The organism is Trinickia soli (assembly GCF_002879855.1).
GTDB classification, from domain to species: domain Bacteria; phylum Pseudomonadota; class Gammaproteobacteria; order Burkholderiales; family Burkholderiaceae; genus Trinickia; species Trinickia soli.
Genome location: NZ_PNYB01000004.1, coordinates 39568 through 65801 on the forward strand (window position 1 = coordinate 39568; position 26234 = coordinate 65801).

The window sequence follows — 26234 nt, forward strand, 5'->3', positions numbered from 1 at the left end:
CTACCGTTGCGCGCCGTCTGCCTCGACCGGCACGCCCGAGTCCTCTTTCAGCGTCTGCAGTACGATGTTCGAGCGAATGTCCATGACGCCGGGCGCCTTATAAAGCTTGTTCAGCACGAACTCGGAGTAGTGCTTCAGGTTGTGCGCAAGCACATGCAACAGGTAGTGGCTTTCCCCCGTGATCACGAACGCACCGACGACTTCGGGCCATGCACGCACCGCATCGGCGAAACGTTCGTGCCAGTTTTCCTGATCGTTGCGCATTGAAACCTGAACGAAAGCTTCGAGTTCGAAGCCGAGCGCTTCTCGGTTCAGGCACGCCCGGTAGCGCTCGATGACGCCCTGCTCTTCGAGCAGCCGCAACCGGCGCAGACAGGCCGACGGCGACAGCGAAATACGGTCGGCCAGATCGAGGTTGCTGATCCGGCCTTCGTTCTGCAGGACGCTCAGGATGCGGCAATCGGTGGCGTCGAGCGAAATAGCGTTCATTTTTGGCCCCCTTTTCCGGTTTATCTCGAATTATGTTCTAGTCTGGCCTGTTAGTGGCGAGAATTTCGCAAGCACTTTGCGTGCGAAGTTGCCTATCATCGACGCAAGCTTGCCGATCAGTGAGAGGACACATGCAGGAAACGATCTGGGACATCTCGCCGCCGATCGACACGGACACGCCGGTATGGCCCGGCGATACGCCCGTCGGCATCGAACGCGTCTGGCGAATGGAGGCGGGTTCGCCCGTCAACGTCGCCCGACTGACGTGCTCGCCGCACACGGGCGCGCATGCCGACGCACCGCTCCATTACGACGCGCAAGGCGCGGCGATCGGGCGCGTGCCGCTGACGCCTTATCTCGGCCGATGCCGCGTGATCCATTGCATCGGCGCCGAGCCGCTGGTGTTGCCCGAACATATCGCGCCTTTCGCCGATGCTTTGCCTCCCCGCGTCCTGCTACGCACTTACGAACGCGCGCCCGTGACGCGATGGGACAGCACGTTTTGCGCCGTGGCCCCGCAGACGATCGACTTCCTGACCGAACGCGGCGTCATGTTGATCGGGATCGACACCCCTTCTCTCGATCCTCAGGACTCCAAAACGATGGACGCTCACGGTCGCGTGCGGGCGCAGGGAATGGCGATACTCGAGGGGCTTGTGCTCGATGCCGTCGAACCCGGCGATTACGAACTCATTGCGTTGCCGCTGAAGTTCACTACGCTCGACGCAAGTCCCGTGCGTGCGGTACTCCGTCGAACTGGAACAGATGCCGTGGCAAACTGACCTCCGCGCATTTACCACCTTCGCGCCAAAGAAAACCCGCCCGATTCGGCTTTCCGCTGCTTTCACCTATCTTCGATCGATTTTATGAAAACCCGTAACGATGCGATCGCGCTCGATCGCGACGATCCGCTGGCCCCGTTGCGCGAACGTTTTGCGCTCACGACCGACGACATCTATCTCGACGGCAATTCGCTTGGCGTACCGCCCGCGGCCGCGGCCGCGCGGGCGCAAGCCGTCATCGCGGATGAATGGGCCGGCGGGCTCATCCGCAGCTGGAATGCGGCCGGCTGGTTCGCCCTGCCGCGCCGGCTCGGCGATAAGCTCGCGCCGCTCGTCGGCGCGGCGCCCGATGAACTCGTCGTCACCGATACGATCTCCGTCAATCTGTTCAAGCTGCTGTCGGCCGCGCTGAAGATGGCGAACGATCGCGATCCGAAAAGACGCGTCATCGTGTCGGAGCGCGCCAACTTTCCGACCGATCTTTACATCGCCCAAGGGCTGATCGCGCAACTCGACCGCGGCTACTCGCTGCGCCTCGTCGACGATCCCGCGCAGTTGCCTGATGCAATCGACGACGAGACGGCCGTGGCCATGATCACGCACGTCAACTATCGAACGGGCTATATGCACGACATGGCCACGCTGACGCAGGTCATCCAGCGCGCCGGCGCGCTCGCGCTGTGGGATCTCGCGCATTCGGCCGGCGCCGTGCCTGTCGACCTGAACGGCGTGCATGCCGACTTCGCCGTCGGCTGCACGTACAAGTATCTGAACGGCGGCCCCGGCTCGCCGGCCTTCGCCTGGGTGGCCAAACGGCATCAGGACGCGCTCGCTCAACCGCTGTCGGGCTGGTGGGGACACCGCGCGCCGTTCGAGATGAACCCGGTCTACACGCCGGGCCAGGGCATCGGCCGTTTCCTGTGCGGCACGCAACCGATCGTCTCGATGTCGCTCGTCGAAGCGGGGCTCGACGTATTCCTCGAAACCGATATGCAGACGATTCGGAGAAAGTCGCTGGCGCTGACCGACGCTTTCATCGAACTCGTCCAGACGCGCTGCGCGGGCCAGCCGCTGACGCTCGTCACGCCGCGCGCGCATGCGCAGCGCGGCTCGCATGTGAGCTTCGAGCATCCGCACGGTTACGAGGTCATGCAGGCGCTCATCGCGCGCGGCGTGATCGGCGACTACCGCGAACCGTACGTGCTGCGCTTTGGGTTCACACCGCTCTATACGCGCTTCGTCGACGTCTGGGACGCCGTGGAAACGCTGCGTGACGTACTCGAAACCGATGCCTGGCGTGCGCCCGGGTTTGCGGCCCGTCATTCCGTTACCTGATGATGCCAAGGAGTCCTAAATGAGCGGACATATGCGCTTACCCGAGATGCCCGAGGCGCCCGCACCTGCCTCGCAGGCCAAGCAAGGCTGCCCGTTCGGCCACGGCAGCCACGGCAGCGACGACGCGCCGCCCGATCTGCCGGGCAAGGCCGCGCCGCATGTGCCGCAGGGCGATGCGGGCTGGCACGACGCGCAGCTCGATTTCTCGAGATCGATGAGCTACGGCGACTACCTCTCGCTCGATTCGATCCTGCACGCGCAGCATCCGCACTCGCCCGATCACAACGAGATGCTGTTCATCATCCAGCATCAAACAAGCGAGCTATGGATGAAGCTCGCGCTCTACGAGTTGCGCGCGGCGCTGGGCTGCGTGCAACGCGACGAATTACCCCCTGCGTTCAAGATGCTCGCACGTGTCTCGCGCATCATGGAGCAGCTCGTGCAAGCGTGGAATGTGCTTGCGACGATGACGCCGTCCGAATATACAGCGATGCGCCCCTACCTTGGGTCCTCGTCAGGCTTTCAGTCGTATCAGTATCGGCAGATCGAATTCGTCCTCGGCAATAAGAACGCGTTGATGCTCAAGCCGCATGCGCATCGCCCCGATGTTCTCGCCGAAGTCAAAGCGACGCTCGAGGCACCGTCGTTCTACGACGAAGTCGTCCGGCTGCTCGCGCGACGCGGCTTTTCGATCGCGCAGGAGCGGCTCGAACGCGACTGGACGCAACCGACGACCTACGACGCATCGGTCGAAGCAGCGTGGTTGGAGGTGTATCGCAATCCGTCGCAGCATTGGGAGCTCTACGAGATGGCGGAGGAACTCGTCGATCTCGAAGACGCCTTCCGTCAATGGCGCTTCCGGCATGTGACGACGGTCGAGCGCATCATCGGCTACAAGCAAGGCACCGGCGGCACGAGCGGCGCGCCTTATCTTCGCAAGATGCTCGATGTTGTGCTGTTTCCGGAGCTGTGGCACGTGCGGACGGTGTTGTGAGGCCAGCGCAGTGGCCTGCCCCGTAGAGCGCCGGCCGGCGTTTGATCGCGTTTAGATTGCATCGGGCTCGAATTCGTTCGTGTCGGTGCCGGCTTCGGGAGTGCCGGCCTCTCGTCGACGATCGGTCGCATGCTGCCCGGCTTGCGCAAGCAGCCACGCACGAAACGCAGCGACATCGGGGCGTTCCGCTTTGACAGGCGGATAAACGAGCCAGTAGCTGTAATCGTTCGGGACGCAAATCTCGAACGGCTGAACGAGCCGTCCCGCTCGCAAATCGCGCTCGGCGAGGGTCAATCTGCCTGGCGCGACACCTTGTCCTTGTGCCGCCGGCAGAACGAGCGCCGCGTCGTCGAATGCGAGGCCGGCGCGAACGTCGAGATCGTTGACCCGGGCATGGTCGCACCAACGCCGCCAGCCATCGCGCGGCGTGTCACGGCGGCGGGTGGACGATATGGAATCGCAGCGGCGACGGCGCGCGTGAGATGCCTGACCGCCAGCGACCAGCGCCAGGCAGGTTGTGGCCTGCGCCGTTGGCGCAATGGCGACGCCCTTGTATTCGCCGTCGGCGACGGCGATATGCGGCTGAACTCCTCTCGAACGCAGGAGCACTTCTTAGCCATTCCCCTGTGGCCGAACGCCCTCCATGTTCTTTTGATCCCTTTGTCGGCCGCTGTAGGCCTCGTCCATGATTTGGTTCATCGTGTTGGTCTTCGGGCCCTGGTTGTACTCGCGGGCAATTTGTTTTGCCATGAAGTTGCCGCTTGGCCCCCCTAGCTTGGTCGCGATTTTCACTGGGACGAACACCTTGGCCGCATCCACCTTCCCCGGCACATCCAGCCATGACAGTTTTGTCAAGGTATTACCCATTTTTTGCAGTGTTCCGCTTTTAAGAATGATCCCGACTTTTTTGAGGCCGCTGGCAAAAGGGCCGCCTGCCAGCGCAACCGCGTCCAGCGCAGCACGGACACCCGCCTCCGTGTATTCGCGCTTTTTATATGCAATCCATGCACTGTAGAAAGGAAAATGCCACTGCAACAGGTTGATCAATTTTTCCCGCCTGGTTTCGCCGAACGCGTCGTCCTTGATGGCTTTCACCATGCGATTGGCCAAGGTCTTGGTCATTGCCTCGATGGCGCCCTCTATGTAGGTATATCTCCTGTCTTCGTCTATGCTGATGGTGTACTTGGTGCCGTAGTCCTCTCCATTGAGTTTGAGATCCGGGCTGAAGAATAGATGCGAATTCTTCCGAATAAACTCGATCTGACCGGGCCGATCCAACGGAATGGGGATGAGTAGATCGCAATGGCCCGGGGCTATAACGAAGGCAAACTTTTTTCTTAAGAATCCTTCGTATTCGAGCACATATCCAACGGGTGACGTTGCGACGCTGGACCACCCCGTAGGTATTCCGAGGAAAGAGGTGGGTTCATTGAGGGTGATGTCACGCACCGAGTGGTCGCCCACTCCCAAAACCGAATGCCAACCGTATTTTTCCATTAATGTACTGTTGATTTTTTCACGCATGGTGACGTACGCCTGCTCTTCTATTGAATCGGTCATATCGTGAAAGGTTTCGTCCAGATCGGGTAATGCTCGAATCTCCGCTGACGCGTTGTGGGTGAGGCCCCAGGCCGTCTTTTGCAGCATTATGTACACCTCAATTCCGGTGAGGTTTTCCGAGCCTTGATCGCTGATCCCTCCTATGGATCGGATTGTGTGAATCTTCATGGGGTCCTGGCCGGCCATTTGCATCCAAAATTTGCCAAGGTCGACTCTCGTGATGAGCCTCTCGAATATATTCTGGGCGATGGACATACACGTCGATTCGAGAGATGGGGTGATGGTCGAAGTGGCCCGTCCAACGACATATTTCGCGTGCTTCTGTTTGCGGCGGCTATGTTGGTTGCTACGTTTTGCGCGCTCGATGGCCAGATTTGCCGCGATGTTTTCGGCCTGTAATTCGCTTTGCCCAGTGTGTACGCCCAGTATTGCGAGCAAATCGTCGGCCGTTCCGGTGTATAGCGAGCGGCTGGCGCCCTCCGAATTGAAAGTCGACGCATCGTCTGAATTCTGATTCGCGGAGCCTTGGTCCTCTGTCTGCGTGTTGCCGTCAGGTTCTGGATCGGACTGAAACGTGCCGTTGGGTGGCGGAAGCCCTGAATTGCTTTGGGCACCGATTCTCTCTTGAGCATCGACCACATATTCGCCAAGAATCGCACATGCGGCAGCAAAGGCGAAAAGTTGTTGAAACGTTGTTATTTTCGGCATGATTAGCGGTTTTCTGCGCTTTTCCTCCCTCTCATGCGCCTGATTCCATGCGTTGTTTTTATCAATAGTCATCCGTTGAAAATTAAGCTGTTCCGGGTTCGCATTGCCAACAACGGGCGCGCTGGCGCGCTTGCTATTCTTATGGTTGATTACGGCGTGTGCATATGGGTTCTTCATATCGCCATCTCTATAAGCAGTTCGGCCAAACACCCGGCGCGCAACGAGAAGTGCGGCCCTGCACGTTCGATCAGGATGCAGTCGAGGCCAGAAGGGCCTCGCTGGCCCGCCGCTGAAAAAGCATGGTAGAAGCCTTCGGAGATGAATGTGAGGCGCGTCGTTGCAGGGGTCGTGCGAACCTGGCGCCGCATTCAAATATTGGACAGCGCGACACATTGCCGGTCCGTTTGCGTATTCCACGGTTTAAACGAACCACGACAAAAACCCCCGCCGCGAGAGGACGTGGCGACAAACCAACCCGATACGTTATATCATTACGTACGAACCCCTTTCGCCGCGGACGATTCCATGCCTGCCGATCCTCACTCTCTGAGAGAGCGCCTTGCCTGCGCTGACGCCTACGCCGCCGAACACCGGTTGGCCCTCACACAGTTGCGGCGCCAGGTCTACGCGCTCGTGGCGGCCGCAAGGACACCGATCGGCGCTTACGACCTGCTCTCCGCGCTCGAGCCCGAGCGCGGTCGCGTGCCGCCTACGACCGTCTACCGCGCGCTCGATTTTCTCGTGGAGCACGGGTTCGTGCATCGCATCGAGTCGCGCAATGCCTTCGTCGCCTGCTGCGAAATCGGCAAACCGCATCAAAGCCAGTTCCTCATCTGCGAACGCTGCGGCGATACGCTCGAAATTCCCGGTGAAGAACTGGCCGAACGACTCTCGTCCTCGCCGCCCGCACATGGCTTCGAAGTGCATAAGCAAGTGGTCGAGCTAAGCGGGCTGTGCAGCGAATGCAAAGGCAAATGCCCGCCGGCTCCGCGTGGCTGAGTCCGGTCATACGTACGTTTAGGAGAACGAATGAAATTGGTTCACGGAATCGCTCGCGCCGCCGCACGGCTCACGTTAGCGGTCGGCTTGCCGGCCTTCGTCGCATTGGCCACCTGCGGCACCGCTTTTGCGCAGGAAGCGCGACTCAACGTCGTCGCGGCCGAGAATTTTTACGGGGACGTCGCCAAACAGGTGGGCGGCGACTACGTCGAAGTCACGAGCATCCTCAGCAATCCTGATCAAGACCCGCATCTGTTCGAGGCCAGCCCGAAAACGGCGCGCGCACTCCAACACGCCGCGCTCGTCGTTTATAACGGCGCCGATTACGATCCGTGGATGGACAAGCTCCTCGCGGCCTCGCCCAATGCGAAGCGCACCGTCATCGCGGCCGCGAGCCTCGTCGGCGCAAAATCCGGCGACAATCCGCACCTGTGGTACAAGCCGCAGACGATGCCGGCTGTCGCACGCGCCGTGAGCAGCGCGCTCAGCGCGGCCGATCCGGCGCACAAGCCGCAATATGAAGCGAACCTCGCGCGCTTCATCCAATCCTTGGCCCCGATGGAAGCGCGCATCGGGCAGTTGCACAAGTCATATGCCGGCACACCCGTGACGGCGACGGAGCCCGTCGCCGGTTATCTCTGCGATGCGCTCGGGCTCGTCATGCGCAACGCGCGCTTTCAGCTTTCGGTGATGAACGAAACCGAGCCCGCGCCGTCGGACATGGTCGGCTTTGAGCAGGACCTGCGCGGCAGGCGCGTACGCGTATTGATCTACAACGCGCAAGCCGTTAGCAAGCTCACGGCGCGGATGCTCGCGCTGGCCCAGCAAGCGAAGGTGCCGACGGTCAGCGTGACGGAGACGCAACCGGTCGGCAAAACCTATCAGCAATGGATGAGCGGGCAAATCGATGCGCTTGCACGGGCATTGGGGGATCGTGGACCATGAATGAGGAAAGCGGGCAACGCATGCCTTCGTCGGCCGCCGCGCTTCCTGCGCGCCGCCCCGCGCTCGAGCTCGACCACGTTTCGTTGGAATTGGGCGGGCGCAAGATCTTGAACGATGCGAGCCTGACGATCGGCGAAGGCGAATTCATCGGCGTGCTCGGCCCTAACGGAGCCGGCAAGACGACCTTGATGCGCGCGCTGCTCGGCCTCGTACCCGTGGCTCACGGCGCGATTCGGATCGGCGGCGACGACATCGCGCGCGGCAATCCTGCAATCGGCTATATGCCGCAAACGCGTAGCGCACTCGCGAGCCGGCGCGTGCTCGGGCGGGATTTCGTCGCGATGGCCGCCGACGGGCACCGCTGGGGCCTGCCGATCGCCGATGCTGCCACGCGCGCGGACTTGGAGCGCGTGCTCGATCTCGTGGGCGCGCAAACACTGGCCGCGCGGCCGCTCTCAGAGCTTTCCGGCGGCGAGCGCCAGCGTTTGCTGCTTGCGCAATGTTTGCTCGGCAAGCCGCGTCTCTTGCTGCTCGACGAGCCGCTGATCAGCCTCGATCCGCACCGCCAACGCATCGTCGTCGAACTCGTGCGGCGCGTGCAGCGCGAGCTCGGCATCACCGTGCTGTTCTCGGCGCACGAGCTCAATCCGCTGCTCAATGCGATCGATCGTGTGCTTTACCTCGGCAACGGCGCCGCGGCGCTCGGTACCGTCGATGAGGTCATCACCCGCCCCGTGCTATCACGGCTGTACGGCGCGCCGATCGACGTCATGCGCGTGAATGGGCGCATCTTCGTCATGTCGGGCGACGTCGAAGTGGAAAAGCATGATCACGAGCATGAGCACGATGACGGCGCGCTCAGCCCCGCTCGCCCACATGGGCACAGGCATGCCGATCACCGTCATGGCGAGACGGACGGCCAGGGCCACGGGCACTCACACGGACACGGACACACGCACGATGTTTGAATACGACTTTATGGTGAACGCGTTCGCGGCGTCGGGAATTGTCGCCGTGCTCGCAGGGATCGTCGGCTACTTTCTCGTATTGCGCCAACAGACGTTCGCCGGACACGCGCTCTCGCACGTCGGCTTCACGGGGGCGACGGGCGCGGTGCTCCTCGGCATCTCGCCGCTCTGGGGCATGATCGGCTTCACGCTCGCAGCCGGCGTGTCGATGGGCGCGCTGGGCGAGCGCCTGGCCGGCCGCGACGTCGCGATCGGCGTCGTGCTCTCGCTCGCGCTCGGCTGCGGCCTGCTGTTTCTGCATTTCTTCACCGCTTACGCCACGCAGGTCACCGCACTGCTGTTCGGCAATGTGCTTGGCGTGACGACCTCGACGCTGTTCGTGCTTGCAGGCATCGGCGCCGCGAGCCTCATCGCCCTGAGCGCGATCATGCGGCCATTGCTGTTCGCCACGCTGCAGCCCGAACTGGCCGAAGCCAAGGGCGTTTCACTGCGCCTCGTCTCCGTGCTGTTCCTTGCGATCGCCGCGCTCGCCGTGGCCGCCTGCACGCAGATCGTCGGTGTGCTCCTCGTTTTCACGCTGATGGTGGGGCCGGCCGCCGCCGCGCAGAATATGTCGACGCGACTGGCGACGGGCATCGGCCTCGCCGCCGTGTTCGCACTTGCGCAAGCCTGGCTTGGCGTCACGCTAGCGTTCTACACCGACTGGCCGACGAGCTTTTGGATTACTGCCTTGTCGGCGCTTGTCTACGGCGTCAGCCTGCTGCGACGCCGCTGAGGGCAGATAAGACCCGATATTCGCACCGCACGCCGTCCCGACCAAACCTTGCGCACCGCCGCTTCGCTGCAACGCACCTTGACTTTCGCCCGCCTCGACACGATCATTCGCTCATCTGCAGAACAAAAGCTCTGTTTTGGAGCAGGAGACAAGCGATGGCGAGCACGCGCAGCACCGGTTCGAACTTCATTTTGCATTTGGGCGCCGGCTCCTTTCACCGCGCCCATCAGGCGTGGTATCTGCACCGCCTGACAGCGGCGGCAACGCCGGGCGAACCGCACTGGTCGCTGACAGTGGGCAATATTCGCGGCGACATGAACGCCACGCTCGATGCGCTCGCCAGGCAAAAGGGCGTCTATACGCTCGAAACGGTGACGCCGCAGGGCGAACGCGCTTATGAAACGATTCGTTCGATCGAGCGCGTGCTGCCCTGGTCGCCAACGCTCGCCCCATTAGTCGAAGCGGGCGCCGATCCGGCCTGCAAAATCATTTCGTTCACGGTGACCGAGGGCGGCTATTACCTGGACGAACATGATCGACTCGACACGGCGAACCCCGACCTCGCCGCCGATCTGGCCGGCGGGCGCACGACGATCTACGGCGCACTGGCCGCCATTCTCGACGCGCGGCGCACGCAAGGCTCCGGCCCCGTGACACTGCAAAGCTGCGATAACCTGCGCAGCAACGGCGAGCGCTTCGAGGCCGGCATGCGCGCCTTTCTCGCCGCACGCGGCGAAACCGAGCTTGGCGAGTGGTTCGAACACCACACCACGTGCCCGAATTCAATGGTCGACCGCATCACGCCGCGTCCGACCGACGATGTGCGTGCACGCGTCCTCGAAGCCACCGGCGTGGTCGACGACTGTCCCGTCATGGGCGAGGCCTTCATTCAATGGGTCATCGAAGATCGCTTCAAGGCCGGCCGCCCCGCCTGGGAGCGCGTCGGCGCGGAGCTCGTCGAATCGGTCCTGCCCTACGAAGAAGCCAAGATCCGCATCCTCAATGCGAGCCATAGCTGCATCGCATGGGCCGGCACGCTCGTCGGCCACAGTTATATCCACGAAGGCACGCTGGCCCCCGACGTACGCCGCTTCGCCTTCGAATACGTGACGCAGGACGTCATCCCGTGCCTGACGCCAAGCCCGCTCGATCTGGCCCGGTACCGCGACGTCGTGCTCGATCGCTTCGGCAACCCGTACATTCAGGATACGAATCAGCGCGTCGCCGCCGACGGTTTCTCGAAAATCCCCGGGTTTATCGCGCCGACACTCGCCGAATGCTTCGCACGCAACGCGCAGCCCAACGCCACGGCGATCCTGCCCGCACTGTTCTTCCGCTTCCTCGATCGCTGGCGGCAAGGGGCGTTGCCGTACGCTTACCAGGACGGGTTGCTCGACGAAGCGGCCGTACGCGCGTGGTTCGCGGCTTCGAACCCGCTCGCGCAGTTCTGCGCTTCGCGCGCGCTTTGGGGCGGCATGGCAGAGGACACCCGGCTTTTGCGCGTCATCGAAGCCGCGCTCGAACGCGTCGACGCGTGGCTCGCGTCGCGCTAGACTCGCGCGCGCCAGTGCATTGGCGTGCATTGCACAGCGCGGCTAAAGTACTGCATTGCCGCTTTCGTACTCGAACCCGTATTCGTCTTCATCACGGATCGCATCGACCAAAGGGCCGCCCGCCATGTATCTCGGCATCGACCTAGGCACGTCCGAAGTCAAAGTCTTGTTGCTCTCGGCCGACGCACGCGTACTCGCCACAGCCGGCTCGCCGTTCCACGTCTCGCGCCCGCACCCGCGCTGGGCCGAGCAGGATCCGGCCGACTGGTGGCGCGGCACCTGCGAGGCCATTGCGAAGCTGCGCGCCGTCTGCCCGGACGCGTTCGCGCAGGTGCGAGGCATCGGCCTGTCCGGCCAGATGCACGGCGCCGTGCTGCTCGATGCTGCCGATCGCATTTTGCGTCCGGCCATCCTCTGGAACGACATGCGCAGCGTCGAAGAATGCAACGAACTCACGCAGCGCGCGCCCCAACTGCACGCCGTGGCCGGCAATCTGGCGATGCCCGGGTTCACCGCGCCGAAGCTGCTATGGGTCGCACGGCACGAGCCCGACACCTTCCGGCGCACGGCATACGTGCTGCTGCCCAAAGACTATCTGCGGCTGCGGATGACGGGGGACAAAGTGTCCGATCCTTCGGACGCGGCCGGCACGCTCTGGCTCGACGTCGCGCGGCGCGATTGGTCCGACGCGCTGCTCGACGCGTGCAACATGAGCCGCGCGCAGATGCCCGCGCTCGCTGAAGGCAGCGCGCCGTCGGGCGTCCTGCGCCCTGAAATTGCGCGCGAATGGGGGCTGCCCGGCGACGTCGTCGTCGCGGCCGGCGGCGGCGACAACGCCACCAGCGCGATCGGCATCGGCGCAACCGAACCGGGCGACGGGTTCGTCTCGCTCGGCACGTCGGGCGTGCTGTGCGTCGTCGGCGATCGTTTTTCGCCGAATCCGTCCTCGGCCGTCCACGCCTTCTGCCATGCCATTCCCGATCGCTGGCATCAGATGAGCGTCGTGCTCTCGGCCGCGAGTTGCCTGCGCTGGGTCTGCAAGCTGACCGGCACCGACGAGCCGACGCTCGTCGGCGAAGCCGCCGCGCTCCCACCCGACGCGCTCCAATCGGCGCCGCTCTTTTTACCGTATCTATCGGGCGAGCGCACGCCGCACAACGACCCTTATGCACAGGGCGTCTTCTTCGGCATGACGCACGCAACGGATCGCGCGCTGCTGGGTTATGCCGTGCTCGAAGGCGTCACGCTCGCGCTGACTGACGGGCTCGATGCGCTGGCCGCGGCCGGCACCGCCCCAAGCGCGTTCTCGTTGCTGGGCGGCGGCGCGCGCAGCGCTTTTTGGGCGCAGTTGCTGGCCGACGCACTGTCGACGACCACGCGCCAGCACGGCGGCGGCGAGACGGGCGCTGCACTGGGTGCGGCGCGTCTGGGCTGGCTCGCGGCCGGCGGCGACCCGCAGCAGGTGCTCGCGAAGCCTCCGATCGTCGCGCAATTCACGCCGAACCCCGAACGCCATGCACAATTGCGGGCCCGGCTGAGCGCCTACCGCGAACTCTACCGCCACGTGCGGCCGCTATTCGAACCCTCGCGCACGCGACTCGCCTGATATCCTTGTCCCGCCGCATCATCAGCATTGAGTCTACGACCGTGTCCAAATCCAACGAAAAACTCGACCTGGCCACACGCGCGGCCTGGCTGTACTACGTCGCGGGGAATACGCAAAACGAGATCGCAGAAAAGTTGCAGGTGTCGCGCCCTGTCGCCCAGCGCCTCGTTGCATTTGCCGTTGAAAAGAACCTGGTGCGCGTGCGCATCGAACATCGGCTCGCCGATTGCCTCACGCTTGCCGAGCAGTTGAAGGCGCGCTACGGCCTGTCGATGTGCGAGGTCGTGCCCGTCGACGACGACACGCCCGAAGCCATCGATCGCAAGCTCGCCGTGGCCGGCGCGCAGGTGATGGAGCGCTATCTGAGCGAAGAGAAGCCGATGGTCATTTCGGTGAGCAGCGGACGCACGCTAAAGGCAGCCGTCGATCAGCTCGGGCAGATCGACCGGCCGCAGCATCGGCTCGTCTCGATGGTCGGCGCCATCGCGCAAGACGGTTCGTCGAACCGCTACGATGTCGCGTTGCACATCTCCGAAAAGACCGGCGGCAAGCACTTTTTGTTGCCCGCGCCGCTCATCGCCGACAGCGAAGCCGAGCGCGCGCAGTGGGTCAATCACCGGCTCTACCGCATCGTCGAATCGCTGACGGCGCAGGCCGACGTGTCGTTCGTCGGCATCGGCGATATCGGACCCGAGTGCCCGCTGCATGTGGACGGGTTCATCACCGAAACCGAAGTGGCCGAGCTGGTCCAGCGAGGCGCTGTCGCTGAAATGTTAGGACTACCAATCGATGCGAACGGCAGGCACGTCGAATCGACGACAGGGCGCCGCGTGACGAGCGTGCCGCTCGACTCTCCCCCGAAGCGCCCGACGATCGGCTTCGCCGGCGGCGCGCGCAAGCACGGCGCCGTCCATGCCGTGCTCAAAGGCGGCTGGCTATCCGGACTCGTCACCGACGAAGCGTGCGCACGCGCCGCGCTCGATGACGCCGAGCCGGCGCCAAAGCGCACGAAAGGGCGCGCCGCACAAGCAAGCGCGTGATATCGGCGGGGGCGCCGTCGGCGTGAGCGGCCGATGAGGCCTCTGGTCACGGCACGTACCGGGCTCAGGTTTGGCTCCCCTGAGCGGCCTGATGGGGCGCGAAATCGACAACGCAGCCACAAGGTTGTCCCCACCCTGATCGAACCCTTTCATTGCGTCCGGTTAAATTGCCGAACTGCGCAATCCCCCACTCTCACACCGCATATTCCCACCCGTTTCCAAGGTCGGACACAAAACTCCCTTGGGTTGTGATCGACGGGAGCGCGCGTGGTTGTAGCGCGTCAATACAAATGTCAATACAATGACGGGGTGAATGTAGTGCAGTTCGAATGGGACGACGCGAAGAACCGAATCAATGTTCTCAAGCACGGGATTGATTTCGTCGATGCGATCGACGTGTTCAACCATCCCGTCCTAACCGCGCTGGATGGGCGAGAAGATTACGGAGAGGAGCGCTGGATCGCCCTCGGATGGATGAAGGGGACGATGGCAGTGGTGATTTATGTCGAACGCTGCGGGCCAACCATACGGATCGTCTCCGCCCGCAAAGCAACGAAGCAAGAGGCGAAACGTTATGAGCAAAACGTCAAAAACTGACTGGAAACGGCTGGAGAAGCTGAAGGACGATCAGATCGACTTCAGCGATATACCGGAACTGGGCGATGAGTTCTTCGCCCGTGCGGAGCTTCATGTGCCCCCCAAACAGGCGGTGACGATGCGGCTCGATGCCGACGTGCTGAACTGGTTCAAAGCGCAAGGGCAGGGCTATCAAACACGCATCAACAAGTTGCTGCGCGCCTATATGCTGGCCCATCAGCGCCGCCACGCCTGAGGGTCCCGTCCCTTCGGCGCAGCCCGCAGCGCAATCGATCGACGGAGCCTTCGGGTCAAACGATTCCGCGCTTACGCGGCGCGACGTCCTATGCTGCATGACGCGTCCGGGCGGCGGACGCACCAGCGCGCCCGCTCGTCACCACCGCATCAAGCCGCCGACAACACTTCGATGATCTTGCGCTCGTAAGCCTGCCCGTCTTCGTCGAACAAATGACAATGATCGGGGTCGGCGCCGAGCACGATCTTCTCGCCGCGCACGTGCCGCTCGAGCGGCGGGATGCGCGCGATCAGCCCATCCGGCGCGACCGAACTCTCCGCGTACAGATACGCCGCGTCGCCGAGCGATTCGACCGTCGTCGTACCCGCGGCGACACCATCGACCGCCGTCCCGCTCGCCGGCTCGGCCTGCCGCGGATGCAAATGCTCAGGCCGGATGCCTACCGTCACGCGCGCGCCCAATTGCAGCGCCCGCGCACTCGACGATGATGTGCCGCGTGTTTCGACGGCCACGCGCTGGCTCTCCCCCGTCGCGTAACGCACGAGTACCCCGTCGCCGGCAACCTGCTCGACGACGCCCTCGAGGAAATTCATCTTCGGCGATCCGATGAACCCCGCGACGAACCGATTCGCCGGCGCATGATAGAGACGATTAGGACTGCCGACCTGTTCGACGTTCCCAGCGGACATCACGACGATCTTGTCGGCCAGCGTCATCGCCTCGACCTGGTCGTGCGTGACGTAGATCATCGTCGTCTTCAGTTCGTCATGCAGCCGCGCGAACTCCAACCGCATCTTCACACGCAACGCGGCGTCGAGATTGGAGAGCGGCTCGTCGAACAGGAACACTTTCGGCTTGCGCGTGATCGCCCGCCCGATCGCAACCCGCTGGCGCTGGCCGCCCGAGAGCTGCTTGGGCTTGCGGTCGAGCAGATGGTCGATATGCAGAATCTTTGCCGCGTTGCGCACGGCCTCGTCGATCTCCGCCTTCTTTGCGCCCGCGAGCTTGAGGCCGAACGCCATATTGTCGTACAGCGACATATGCGGATAAAGCGCGTACGACTGGAACACCATCGCGATCCCGCGCTTGGCCGGCGGCACATCGTTCACGCGCGCCGCATCGATCATCAGCTCGCCGCCGCTGATTGCTTCCAGGCCGGCAATCATGCGCAGCAGCGTCGACTTCCCGCATCCGCTCGGCCCGACGAAGACGACGAACTCGCCGTCGGCGATATCGAGGTTTACGTTGCGCAGGACCTCGTGTTCCTCATAACGTTTGGCGATGCCTCGCAACGTCAAGCTTGCCATGATGCGTCTCCTTTCTCATTCGCCGCCGTGCCCGCCTTGTCGACGGTGCCGGCCATCCATTGCTCGACGAGCGCAGGCAATGCGCACATATCGTCGAATACCTGTTGCGCGCCCGCTTGCATGAGTGCATCGACGTGAGCGCGACCGCCGTGTCCGGCATGCGTGCCGCCCGCGAACCCGAGCACGATCATCCCGGCCCCGCTCGCCGCCGCCACGCCCGCGACACTGTCTTCGACGACGAGGCAAGCCGCGCTCGATACGCCGAGCGCGTCGGCCGCCGCCACGTAGATGTCGGGCGCCGGCTTCGGTCGCGGCACTCGGTCCGCACAGAACACGCGCGAGCCGAAGAAACGCGCGAGTCCCGTGCGGGCGAGCACAGCGTCGACATATGCCGTGTAGCTGTTGCTCGCGCAGGCCTTGAGCAGCGCGATCTGCGCAAGCGCCGCCTCCACGCCCGCAACGATGGGCGCCTGCTGCGCCGCGGCCTCCACGCTGCGCCGTATCGCATCCATTTCGAATGGCGCGAGCGTTTCGCCGAACGCCGCCGCACTCTCTTCGAGCACGCGCTCGATGCGCAGGCCCAGCAGCGGCAGCACCACGGGTTCGATGTCGCGCTCCGGCCAACGCGTCTGCAACTCTCGCACGAGCATCTTCGCAGCGACGGCTTCGCTGTCGATCAGCACGCCATCGCAGTCGCAAATCAGCACGCGGTCGCGTCGCAATCCGTCCGGGCCAGCCGCTGTCATCGCCCTCGTCGCCGTCGTCGATGTCGTCGATGTCGTCGATGTCGTCGATGTCGTCATTTGACGGCTCCGAACGTGAGCCCGCGCACAAGCTGCTTCTGCGAGACCCAGCCCACCAGCAGAATCGGGGCGACCGCGAGCAGCGAAGCCGCGGACAGCTTCGCCCAGAACAGCCCTTCAGGGCTCGAATACGAAGCGATGAACACCGTGAGCGGCGCGGCGCCCGAGCTCGAGAGATTGATGCTCCAGAACGCCTCGTTCCACGACAGGATCACGAGCAGCAGCGCAGTGGATGCAAGCCCCGGCAGCGCCATCGGCATCAACAGGTAGACGATCTCCTGCCATGTCGCTGCGCCGTCGATGCGGCCCGCCTCGAGAATGTCGCGCGGTATCTCGTTGAAGTAGGTATAGGCCATCCAGACGGCAATCGGCAGGTTCATCAGCGCATAGACGATGACGAGCCCCGACACGGTGTCGAGCAGCCCCATGTTCTTCCACAGCAGATAGATCGGCACAAGCACGCCGACCGACGGCATCATCTTCGTCGACAGCATCCACAGCAGCAGCTGCTGCGTGCGGCGCGTCGGGAAGAACGCCATCGTGTATGCGGCGGGCACGGCGAGCAACAGGCACAGCACCGTCACGCCCGCCGAAATCAGGATCGAATTGCGGGCGAACAGGAAGTAGTCGCTGCGCGCGAACACTTCCCTGAAGCTATCGAGCGTCGGCGAGAAAATCAGCGACATCGAATACGCGTCGCGTTCGGTTTTGAACGCCGTGATCGTCATCCAGAAGATCGGGAAGAACAATGCGAGCGCAATGATCCAGGCCAAGAGGCCAGGCAGGGCGCGTTTGATCGCATCGAAGGCGTTCGCTTGCGATGGCAGCGGGCTCGCGGCCGGTAGGGTCGGCTGGCTCATGTTTCGTACTCCCCTTTGAGGTTCTTCGCGAGCATGCGCACGAGGAAGAAGGCGACGACGTTCGCCAGCACGACGGCGAGAATGCCGCCCGCCGAGGCGAGACCCACATCGAACTGCTGCAACCCGAGCGCATAGATCAAATACGAAAGGATCGTCGTGGCGTTGCCGGGACCGCCCGAGGTCGTCGTATAGATTTCAGCGAAGATCGACAGCAGGAAGATCGTCTCCATCATCACGACAACGGCGATCGCGCGCCGCAAGTGCGGCAACGTAATGTAGAAGAACATGGCGATCGGGCCGGCGCCGTCGATCCGCGCCGCTTCCTTTTGCTCTTCGTCGAGCGATTGGATCGCCGTGAACAGGATCAGGAACGCGAACGGCAGCCATTGCCACGCAACGATCACGATGATGGCCGATAGCGGGTACGTCGCGAACCAGTCGACCGGTTGCATGCCGACCGCGCGCATCGCAGCGGCGGCGACGCCGTAGACCGGATGCAGCATCATGTTCTTCCAGATCAGCGCGCTGACCGTCGGCATGACGAAGAACGGGGCGATTGCAAGTAAGCGCGCGACACCCTGGCCGACGAACTTCCGGTCGAACAGGATCGCCATCAGGATCCCGCCTACGACCGTGATGACGAGCACCGCGCCGATCAACTCGAGCGTGTGGACGATCGACGGCACGAACGAAGGGTCGGTGATCAGGTAGCGATAGTTGTCGAAGCCCGCAAAACCTTTTTCGTCGGGGTTCAACAGGTTGTAACGCGTGAACGAATACCAGATCGTCATGGCGAGCGGTATCGTCATCCAGAGGACGAGCACGGCAACCGACGGCGCGGCGAGCCAACGCGTCGACCCGGCGCGCCGCTCCGGGGTCGGCAATGTATCTTGCTCTGCGGCGGGCGAGAGCGGCATATGAAGATGTCCCATCGTTTCGGACTCCTGAACAATCGCAGTGATCGCGCCGGATGACTGCGTGAGCGGGACGAGCGCGGCCTGAAGGGCCGGCGTCGTCCCGCGCGGGGGCGATGCGCACGCACGGCAGCGCATCGCCCGCCGGCTGACCCTACTTCTGGTAGCCGGCCTGACGTACGGCGCGATTGGCCGCGGCGTTACCGGCCTCGAGCGCCTGATCGACGCTCATCTGACCTGCGAGCGCACCCGAGATGCTCTGTCCGACCACCGTCCCGAACGATTGGAACTCCGGGATACCGACGAATTGCACGCCCGTGTAAGGCACCGGCTTGGCCGTCGGGTGATTCGGGTCCGCCGTCTTGATCGCGTTCTCGACGAATTCGGAGAACGGCGCGGCCTGCTTGTACTCGGGGCGGTTATAAGTCGACTCGCGCGTACCCGGCGGCACCGACGCCCAGCCTTCGTCCTTCGCCACGAGTTCGATGTAGGGCTTGCCCGTCGCCCATTCGATGAACTTCCTGGCGTCGTCCTGCTTCTTCGATGTCTTCGGCACGGCGAGCGCCCATGCCCACAGCCAATGCGAACCGTTGGGCGTGACTTCCGTAGGCGCAGCCGCAAAGCCGATCTTGTCGGCCACCTGCGATTGGCTCTTGTTGTAGAGCATGCCGGCCGCCACCGTCGCGTCGATCCACATCGCGCATTTGCCTGAGGACATCAGCGTCAGGTTCTCGTTGAAGCCGTTCGAGCTCGCTCCCGGAGGGCCGTCCTTCTTCATCAGGTCGACATAGCTCGTGACCGCCTTCTTCCATTCGGGCGAGGTCAACTGCGCGTTCCATTTCTCGTCGAACCAACGGCCGCCGTAGGTGTTCACACGCGTCGTCAGATACGCCATGTTCTCACCCCAGCCGGCTTTGCCGCGCAAACAGATGCCGTAGACGCCGGCCGCCTTGTCGGTCAGCTTGTCGGCAAACGCCGAGATCTGGTCGTACGTGGGCTTGGCCGGCATCGTGAGCCCTTTGGCCGCGAACAGGTCCTTGCGATAGAACGTCATCGAGCTTTCCGCGTAGAACGGCAGCGCGTAGAGCGTGCCGTTGTACGACAGGCTGTCGCGCACCGGCTTCATGACGTCGTTGACGTCATAGTCGGCCGGCAGGTTCGTCATCGGCGAAAGCCAGCCGCGCTTGCCCCACTGCGGCGCCTCGTACGCGCCGATCATCATGACGTCGAACTGGCCGCTGCCCGTCGTGATGTCGGTCGTCGCGCGCTGACGCAAGACGTTCTCCTCGAGCACGACCCAGTTCAGCTTGATGTTCGGATTGCTCTTCTCGAAATCGGCGGCGAGCTTCTTCATCTCGATCATGTCGGGATTGTTCACCACGGCGATCGTGATCGTCGCAGCCGACGCCGGCAGCGCGGCCATCGCCATCGCCGCAAGGGCGCCGGCGGCGATCGCGCGCCGCGTGAGTCGAACGGCAGAGGCGGAATTGCGTTGCATCGCTTGTCTCCTTAAGTCTTGTACGTTGTGATGGAACTGCAGTTGCGCTCTCACGGAAGAGCGCGGTTCGTACTCAGCCCGGGTGGATAGGCATCCACTGGTGTTGGTGCTCGTGCTTTTTTGCCTGACGCGTCGGGGCCGCCGAGCGATCGCTCATTGAGAGAGCAATTGCTCGACGAGTGATCGAATGATCGGATAGAGAGGGGAGCCTGTCAAGGCGAGGGCGGGATTTTCGATGATGCAGTGCGCAAGAGCGTGTCAGGTCCTCCGGCCGATTGCGGCCGGATACATGAAGTTATTGCTCGGTATGCGTTTGCTGTTGTGGGCCGCAGCCCAGCCGGAGCGACGCGGGAGCGCGCTGTGTTGCAGCGCCGTACGTCGGGATGGGGTGTGTCAGAGGCTCAGACGCGCTGGCCGAGCATGTCGTCCATCAAAGGCACGGCGGCAAGCACGACAAGCACGGTCGCCAGCGGTACGGTGGACACGAAGCCCATATGCTTGAACCCGAGCGCGCCCGCCAGGCCACCGCAAAAGAAAGCAGCCAGCAGCGACACAAGCAGCGCGAGTCGCCGGCGGTCCGCCATCACCGGAGTATCCCGCCGCATCGGGCCCGCAAGCGGGCCGTTCCAATAGAAAAACTTGCCCAGTTCGATGCCGATGTCAGTGACGAGCCCCGTCACGTGGGTCGTACGAATCTCGGCTTTGGAGATCTTCGTGATCATCGCGTTTTGCAGGCCCATCACGAAGCAGAGCAGCGCCACCGTGGCCGGCACGAACAGCAGCCGATGCGCTTCGAGATTCGCGCCCAGGAAACCGAAGACGAGCAGCAGCACCGCCTCCAACATCAGCGGCATCGCATAGAGGCTGCGCAATTCGCGCCGCCGTCCCCAGTTGATCAGGACCGCAGACACGGCCGCCCCGAACAGGAACGAGAGCAGCGAGGCGAAGCCCGCTCCGGCGAGGCCAAGGTTGCCGAGCGCCAGATCGTCGGCGGTCGACGAAACGATGCCCGTCATGTGCGACGTATATTGTCCGACCGCCAGCAACCCGCCCGCGTTGGTCGCACCGGCGACGAAGGCAAGCGAACGGCCGAGACGACGATTGGCTTCGTCGGTACGCTCAGGCGTGGTGAAGGCGCGAAGGTAATGAATGGGCATGCTGACTCGCTGGCTACAGGCGCTTGGGGTGACCATGACAGGCCCGGCCATCGCATTCCAAGGCTGGACGGCCGCTCGCGCACATGCACCAGAGCGTAGCACGGCCGCCCGCTGCCGCTTTAAGTCAGGTCAAAGCGCGTGCATGATGCGCGATGTGATCTTCGATAAAGGTTTCGATGAAGTAATAGCCATGGTCGTAGCCCTCGTGGCGGCGCAGCGTCAAAGGCTGCCCCGCTTTCAGGCACGCTTGTTCGAACAGATCGGGATGCAGTTGCTCGATGCGGAATTTGTCGGCCAGCCCCTGATCGATGAGGATGCCTGCCTCGAAGCGGCCCGCATCCGGGCGCGCGACCAGCTCGCTCGCATCGTATTGCCGCCACGCTTCGACATCATCGCCGAGGTAGCCGGAGAACGCCTTCCTGCCCCACGGGCAATGCATCGGCGCCGCGATCGGCGCGAACGCCGAGACCGAGCGGTAGATGTCGGGGTTGCGCAACGCGAGCACCAACGCGCCGTGGCCGCCCATCGAATGACCGAAAATGCCCAGCCGCGCACCGTCGATCGGCAGTTCGGCACACACCGTCTCGCGCAGTTCGTCGCGCACGTAGGAATACATGCGGTAATGGCGCGACCACGGCTCGCGCGTAGCGTCGACGTAAAAACCGGCCGCGACGCCAAAATCCCATGCGTCGGTTTCCCCTTCAATGCCGGCGCCACGCGGGCTTGTATCGGGCGCGACGAGCGCGATGCCCTGTTCGGCAGCGAAACGCTGGGCGCCGGCTTTGATCGGGAACGTTTCTTCGTTCGCAGTCAGCCCGGCCAGAAAAAAGAGCGCCGGCACGCGCCCGTGTTCAGCCTGCGGCGGCAGATAGACGGAGAACCGCATCGGCAGGCCGATCGTTTTCGCGTCGTGCCGATAGAGCGCCTGCTTTCCGCCATGAGACAGGTGACTTTCGATGAGTTCGAGCATTTGTTTCTCCGGGTCCTCGCTGCGGTTCAATAGAGAACGAGTGCTGGTGGCGCTTGACCTGTTGTGTCGGCGGCGAGCCGTCGATCTTCGCCGAATTCGGTGCGGCCGACCCGTCTCGGTCGGCCGTTGCGTTGTCCATGCGCGTCAGTAGCCGGGATCGGCGCGGCGAAGTTCGCGGGCATCACGGGCAACGCGGGCAACCCGGGCCACATACGCCCGGCGAGATACGCATCATAACGGCTAACCGAACGCGCTCCCGCTTCCACCCGGGAGATGTCTGCCACACACCCACCGGCGGTGCGGTCGGTGCAGCCACGCCGCCTTCGCGCGCGCGTCCATATCGGAGTCGTAAAGGACGGAATAGGCCACAGCGTCTTGTGCGCCATCAAGCTGGCGCCTACCGTGGAGCCACCCCTATATAAAAGACAGAATGGAGCGAGACACATGCGTTCGAACACGGTTCACCCGTGCGACGAGCAGCTGCCGCTTGGTCGGCTGCTTACGCTCGGCATACAGCACGTCCTGGTCATGTACGCCGGCGCGGTGGCCGTGCCGCTCATCGTCGGCGGCGCACTCGGGCTGCCCAAAGACCAGGTCGCCTTCCTCATCAGCGCCGACCTCTTCTCGTGCGGCATCGCGACGCTGATTCAAACGCTCGGATTGTGGATCTTCGGCATCCGGCTGCCCGTCATCATGGGCTGCACGTTCGCAGCCGTCGGGCCCATGGTTGCAATCGGGACGAACCCCCAATTGGGTCTGCTCGACATCTTCGGCTCGACGATTGCGGCAGGCGCGATCGGCATCGTCCTCGCGCCCGCGATCGGCCGGTTGTTGCGCTTCTTCCCGCCTGTCGTGGTCGGCACCGTTATTTCGGTCATCGGGCTGTCGCTGATGGAAGTCGGCATCAATTGGGCTGCGGGCGGCGTCGGCAATCCCGACTACGGCGCGCCGCTCTACCTCGGCTTGTCGATGTTCGTGCTTGCACTGATCCTGCTCATCAACAGGTTTTGCCGCGGCTTTCTCGCCAATATTTCGGTGCTGGTGGGGATCGTCGTCGGGTTCGTCATCGCCGCCGTCACGGGGCATGTGTCGTTCGACGGCGTACGTCACGCGCCGTGGGTCGGCATCGTCGCGCCGTTTCGTTTCGGCCTGCCCCACTTCGACCCGCTCGCCATCGCAACGATGGTCACCGTCATGTTCGTCACTTTCATCGAATCGACGGGGATGTTCCTCGCCGTTGGCGACATGGTCGGCCGCCCCGTCGATCGAGCCACGCTCGTGCGCGGCTTGCGCGTCGATGGGCTCGGCACGCTGATCGGCGGCATCTTCAACTCGTTTCCACATACGTCGTTTTCGCAGAACGTCGGGCTGATCGGCGTGACCGGCGTCAAGAGTCGCTTCGTCTGCGCGACGGGCGGCCTGATCCTCGTCACGCTCGGGCTGTTTCCGAAGATGGCGCAGGTCGTCGCTTCGGTCCCGCCGTTCGTGCTCGGCGGCGCCGGCATTGTGATGTTCGGCATGGTCGCGGCGAGCGGCATCAAATCGCTGTCGCGCGTGGACTTCACGACGAATCCGCACAATCTGTTCATCGTCGCGGTCAGCGTGGGGCTCGGCCTTGTGCCCGTCGTCTCGCCGAAGTTCTTCGCCCAACTGCCGCACGCGCTTTCGCCGCTGCTTCACAGCGGCATCCTGCTGGCGTCGGCGTCCGCCGTCGTCCTCAATGTCATCTTCAACGGCGTGTCGCGCACCGCCGAAACGACCGAGGCCGACGTCACGGAACCGGCGCCGTTGACACGGCGCGCCGTCGATATGCATTGAAAGAATTGGCAAGGCTATTGAAAGATATGTGCGCCGGTTGTTGCAAGCTCGGCGCACGCCGCCCTCTGGTTCTTCAGCCATAGTCCGCGCTTCGACCGCCTCCGCTTCTGCATCCTCCGCTTCGCCCCATCGATCCACAAAGCGACGATAGTTAGGACAACTGACCTATCGTTTACACCAACGCGCTAAAGTCATATGAATAGGCGCGTGACCGGCTCGACTCTGCTCTGATCCGCGCCCCACGGGCCTCTACGGGCCGTCGACCGTCCCGCGACATTTATTCATACAAATATCAGATCGCGTCGAGGTACGGCAAAACTACGAACCTTCCTAAAGTCGCGCAAACGATTGCCGTAAACAAAGTTGGAAGCCAACGTCTTCCGTCCCCTGTTGCGAATGTGGTCCCCAGGCCCGTTTCGTCCATTACTAAGGAGTCCTAAATATGCTGCGTTTCCTACGGTTCCTTTCGCGCGACGAGCGCGGCGTCAGCGCACTTGAATACTCGGTTTTGGCCGGCATCGTCGTCGTGGCCGTTGCCGCGGCCGGTGCGATCTTCGGTGGCACCGACGGTCTACCCGCTCTGTTCCAAAACATGATCACGCACGTCACGAGCGTCCAAACCAACGGGCATTGATGACAATGAGCCCGTTCGGCCATCACGCCGAACGGCTCGCGGTTACCGGCGCCGGCTCACGTCGATCGATAGGCACACCATGTTTCTGATCAACGCGTTGGCCAGCGCACTGCTTGCGATGCTGGCGCTCTCGGATCTGCGCCAGCGGCGCCTGCCAAATGCGATGGTGGCCGGCTTTGCGGCCCTTTACTTCGCGCATGCGTGGTCGGGCGGCGCCAGCCGTGTGGAGATCGAGACGCATCTGGCGACGGGCGCGGCGGCACTCGTGCTCGCGGCCCTGATGTTTCGCTTCGGATGGCTGGCCGGCGGCGACGCCAAGCTGTTTGCCGCCGTGTTCCTGTGGACCGATCTCCCGCACGCGACAACGGTCTTTTTCATCGTTTCGTTCATCGGCCTGATGCTGGCCGTCGCGCAGTTCGCGTGGCGACTCGTGGAGCGCGCACGGGCCGCGGTATCCGACCAAGGTTGGCTCTCGCCCGCGCGCGGCGTGCCGTACGGCGTCGCGCTCGCGGCAGGCGGCATCGCCGCCGTCTGGCTGCCGCGCGTCGCCCCCCATGCCCTGCGGCTGCAGCACGCAGCCTGGCCGCTCCTGTCTCACGCACGGCTTACATAACGGACCGGCGTTGCCATGCAAAACTTTCTCAAACTCGCGGGCTTGATCGTCGTCGCCGCTATCGGCGCCTTCGTCCTGCGCGCGCTCTATGTCGCTGCCTCTCGTCCCGGCCCCGTCAAACCGCCGCCCATGGTGCGCATTCGGGCCGCCGCGGCCGATCTGCCCGATGGCCTGCTGCTGCGCGACAGCGATCTGATGTGGAAGAGCATGCCGCGCGGCGACGCACCGACCGGCGCGCTCGTCGAAGGCGCGCCGGATACGACCGACCTCAAGGGCGACCTGCTTCGTCATGCCGTCCATGCCGGCGCCCCGCTCGGCGCATCCGACGTCATTTCGCCGAGTGCGCCCGGATTTCTCGCCGCCGCGCTCAAGCCCGGCATGCGCGCGATCTCGGTCGCCATCGACGATGTCTCGGGCAATGCCGGCCTCATCGAACCGGGCGACTATGTCGACGTCTTGCTCACCCAGCAGATTGCGACGACGCCCAATGCGTCCGGTACCGCGGATCGAACGGTCGAGACCGAAACGATCGCCGAGCGCGTGCGCGTGCTGGCGGTCGGCACCGCATTCAAGCGGCCCAAGGACGACGACACCAAGCCGAGCACCGCCAACGCCCGCGCCCGCACAGTCACGTTCGAAGTGACGCCGCGCAGTGCCGAAGTCGTGACGGTGGCCGCTCATCTGGGCTCGCTTTCCCTCGCGTTGCGCAGCTTTGCAACGCGCGATCGGCAAGCCTCGCAAGCCGAGGACGTGATCGAACCCCAAACGCCGCCCATGTGGGCGCGCGATGTGTCGCGCGGCTTGCGTGCGATGACGCCTGCCCCGCAGAGCGCCACGCATGCCGCTGCGCCGCGATTGGCAGCCGCCGCACGGCCCGTCGTCATTTATCGCGGTTCGAAGCAGACCGATTCTCTCGGCGCCAATGCTTCAGGGCTGCCGAACGCGAGCGCCGGCCTGCTCCCGCCGCTGCCCTCCGGCACGCCGCCCGCCACGCCGCCCACGGCGCCTGGATCGACGCCCGGCGCGTCGCCGACCGCCGCGGCCGGCGCTCATCCTGCTGCTTAGGATTCCTAA

General features: G+C 63.6%; 26 protein-coding genes. 16 read left to right on the forward strand and 10 right to left on the reverse strand.

The features are described from left to right. Positions 1-489, reverse strand: coding sequence for an Lrp/AsnC family transcriptional regulator (locus C0Z19_RS06035; RefSeq protein ID WP_102608901.1), 489 nt, complete (start codon positions 487-489; stop codon positions 1-3). 131 nt (positions 490-620) lie between these two features. On the opposite strand from C0Z19_RS06035, the gene kynB reads away from it, so the two are divergent. The 3 genes from kynB (at position 621) to kynA (ending at position 3600) form a co-directional block, all read left to right on the forward strand. After that, entirely contained in the window at positions 621-1271 is a 651-nt protein-coding gene (gene kynB, locus C0Z19_RS06040; protein WP_102608902.1) for an arylformamidase, read from the forward strand. Positions 1272-1355: 84 nt separating this feature from the next. After that, complete coding sequence (gene kynU / locus C0Z19_RS06045; RefSeq protein WP_102608903.1) at positions 1356-2606, forward strand: kynureninase; 1251 nt, start codon at positions 1356-1358, stop codon at positions 2604-2606. A 19-nt stretch (positions 2607-2625) separates the two neighbouring features. Further along, positions 2626-3600, forward strand: coding sequence for a tryptophan 2,3-dioxygenase (gene kynA / locus C0Z19_RS06050; protein WP_102608904.1), 975 nt, complete (start codon positions 2626-2628; stop codon positions 3598-3600). A gap of 51 nt (positions 3601-3651) precedes the next feature. On the opposite strand, the gene C0Z19_RS06055 is transcribed toward kynA, so the two are convergent. Together C0Z19_RS06055 and C0Z19_RS06060 are read right to left on the reverse strand one after the other, a co-directional pair. Next, positions 3652-4209, reverse strand: a complete 558-nt coding sequence (locus tag C0Z19_RS06055) for a LysR substrate-binding domain-containing protein (protein ID WP_102608905.1) — start codon at positions 4207-4209, stop codon at positions 3652-3654. Positions 4210-4212: 3 nt separating this feature from the next. After that, the gene (locus C0Z19_RS06060; protein WP_146012008.1) at positions 4213-6045 is read right to left on the reverse strand and encodes a hypothetical protein; all 1833 of its coding nucleotides are present in this window, start codon (positions 6043-6045) and stop codon (positions 4213-4215) included. A 348-nt stretch (positions 6046-6393) separates the two neighbouring features. On the opposite strand from C0Z19_RS06060, the gene C0Z19_RS06065 reads away from it, so the two are divergent. The 9 genes from C0Z19_RS06065 to C0Z19_RS06105 all read left to right on the forward strand — a co-directional run bounded on the left by C0Z19_RS06065 (position 6394) and on the right by C0Z19_RS06105 (position 14586). Then, entirely contained in the window at positions 6394-6867 is a 474-nt protein-coding gene (locus C0Z19_RS06065) for a Fur family transcriptional regulator (protein ID WP_102608907.1), read from the forward strand. A gap of 30 nt (positions 6868-6897) precedes the next feature. Next, entirely contained in the window at positions 6898-7812 is a 915-nt protein-coding gene (locus tag C0Z19_RS06070) for a metal ABC transporter solute-binding protein (protein ID WP_102608908.1), read from the forward strand. 20 nt (positions 7813-7832) lie between these two features. Beyond that, entirely contained in the window at positions 7833-8780 is a 948-nt protein-coding gene (locus C0Z19_RS06075; RefSeq protein WP_233196036.1) for an ATP-binding cassette domain-containing protein, read from the forward strand. After that, positions 8773-9555 (forward strand): metal ABC transporter permease, encoded by a 783-nt coding sequence (locus tag C0Z19_RS06080; RefSeq protein ID WP_102608910.1) that lies wholly within the window; start codon positions 8773-8775, stop codon positions 9553-9555. The genes C0Z19_RS06075 and C0Z19_RS06080 overlap by 8 nt, the downstream gene beginning before the upstream one ends. 155 nt (positions 9556-9710) lie before the next feature. Continuing rightward, on the forward strand, positions 9711-11108 hold the full coding sequence (gene dalD, locus C0Z19_RS06085; protein WP_102608911.1) for a D-arabinitol 4-dehydrogenase: 1398 nt from the start codon (positions 9711-9713) through the stop codon (positions 11106-11108). Positions 11109-11232: 124 nt separating this feature from the next. Then, the gene (xylB, locus tag C0Z19_RS06090) at positions 11233-12714 is read left to right on the forward strand and encodes a xylulokinase (protein ID WP_102608912.1); all 1482 of its coding nucleotides are present in this window, start codon (positions 11233-11235) and stop codon (positions 12712-12714) included. Between the two features lie 41 nt (positions 12715-12755). Further along, positions 12756-13754, forward strand: a complete 999-nt coding sequence (locus C0Z19_RS06095; RefSeq protein WP_102609121.1) for a sugar-binding transcriptional regulator — start codon at positions 12756-12758, stop codon at positions 13752-13754. Between the two features lie 318 nt (positions 13755-14072). Beyond that, a complete protein-coding gene (locus tag C0Z19_RS06100) occupies positions 14073-14351 on the forward strand; it encodes a BrnT family toxin (RefSeq protein ID WP_102608913.1) in 279 nt (92 codons plus the stop codon). Continuing rightward, the gene (locus tag C0Z19_RS06105) at positions 14329-14586 is read left to right on the forward strand and encodes a BrnA antitoxin family protein (RefSeq protein WP_102608914.1); all 258 of its coding nucleotides are present in this window, start codon (positions 14329-14331) and stop codon (positions 14584-14586) included. Before C0Z19_RS06100 ends, C0Z19_RS06105 begins: the two co-directional genes overlap by 23 nt. Before the next feature lie 149 nt (positions 14587-14735). Here the strand turns inward: C0Z19_RS06105 and C0Z19_RS06110 are convergent, their stop codons facing one another. The 7 genes from C0Z19_RS06110 to fghA form a co-directional block, all read right to left on the reverse strand. Continuing rightward, positions 14736-15893 carry an ABC transporter ATP-binding protein gene (locus C0Z19_RS06110; protein WP_102608915.1) on the reverse strand — a complete coding sequence of 386 codons (1158 nt, stop codon included), beginning with the start codon at positions 15891-15893 and terminating at the stop codon, positions 14736-14738. After that, positions 15881-16639: an HAD family hydrolase gene (locus tag C0Z19_RS06115; protein ID WP_102609122.1), complete on the reverse strand. Its 759-nt coding sequence runs from the start codon at positions 16637-16639 to the stop codon at positions 15881-15883. Before C0Z19_RS06115 ends, C0Z19_RS06110 begins: the two co-directional genes overlap by 13 nt. Before the next feature lie 53 nt (positions 16640-16692). Next, positions 16693-17556, reverse strand: coding sequence for a carbohydrate ABC transporter permease (locus C0Z19_RS06120; RefSeq protein ID WP_102608916.1), 864 nt, complete (start codon positions 17554-17556; stop codon positions 16693-16695). Further along, entirely contained in the window at positions 17553-18488 is a 936-nt protein-coding gene (locus C0Z19_RS06125; RefSeq protein WP_102609123.1) for a carbohydrate ABC transporter permease, read from the reverse strand. Before C0Z19_RS06125 ends, C0Z19_RS06120 begins: the two co-directional genes overlap by 4 nt. A gap of 136 nt (positions 18489-18624) precedes the next feature. Next, positions 18625-19899, reverse strand: a complete 1275-nt coding sequence (locus tag C0Z19_RS06130; protein WP_425330304.1) for an ABC transporter substrate-binding protein — start codon at positions 19897-19899, stop codon at positions 18625-18627. Positions 19900-20369: 470 nt separating this feature from the next. After that, the gene (locus C0Z19_RS06135; RefSeq protein ID WP_102608918.1) at positions 20370-21125 is read right to left on the reverse strand and encodes a YoaK family protein; all 756 of its coding nucleotides are present in this window, start codon (positions 21123-21125) and stop codon (positions 20370-20372) included. Between the two features lie 124 nt (positions 21126-21249). Further along, positions 21250-22095, reverse strand: coding sequence for an S-formylglutathione hydrolase (gene fghA, locus C0Z19_RS06140; RefSeq protein WP_102608919.1), 846 nt, complete (start codon positions 22093-22095; stop codon positions 21250-21252). Positions 22096-22539: 444 nt separating this feature from the next. On the opposite strand from fghA, the gene C0Z19_RS06150 reads away from it, so the two are divergent. The 4 genes from C0Z19_RS06150 to cpaB all read left to right on the forward strand — a co-directional run bounded on the left by C0Z19_RS06150 (position 22540) and on the right by cpaB (position 26225). Next, complete coding sequence (locus C0Z19_RS06150; RefSeq protein WP_102608921.1) at positions 22540-23913, forward strand: nucleobase:cation symporter-2 family protein; 1374 nt, start codon at positions 22540-22542, stop codon at positions 23911-23913. Positions 23914-24355: 442 nt separating this feature from the next. Beyond that, on the forward strand, positions 24356-24547 hold the full coding sequence (locus tag C0Z19_RS06155) for a Flp family type IVb pilin (protein ID WP_102608922.1): 192 nt from the start codon (positions 24356-24358) through the stop codon (positions 24545-24547). Positions 24548-24626: 79 nt separating this feature from the next. After that, entirely contained in the window at positions 24627-25160 is a 534-nt protein-coding gene (locus C0Z19_RS06160; RefSeq protein ID WP_102608923.1) for an A24 family peptidase, read from the forward strand. A 15-nt stretch (positions 25161-25175) separates the two neighbouring features. After that, positions 25176-26225, forward strand: a complete 1050-nt coding sequence (gene cpaB / locus C0Z19_RS06165; RefSeq protein ID WP_102608924.1) for a Flp pilus assembly protein CpaB — start codon at positions 25176-25178, stop codon at positions 26223-26225. The last annotated feature ends 9 nt before the right edge of the window (positions 26226-26234 follow it).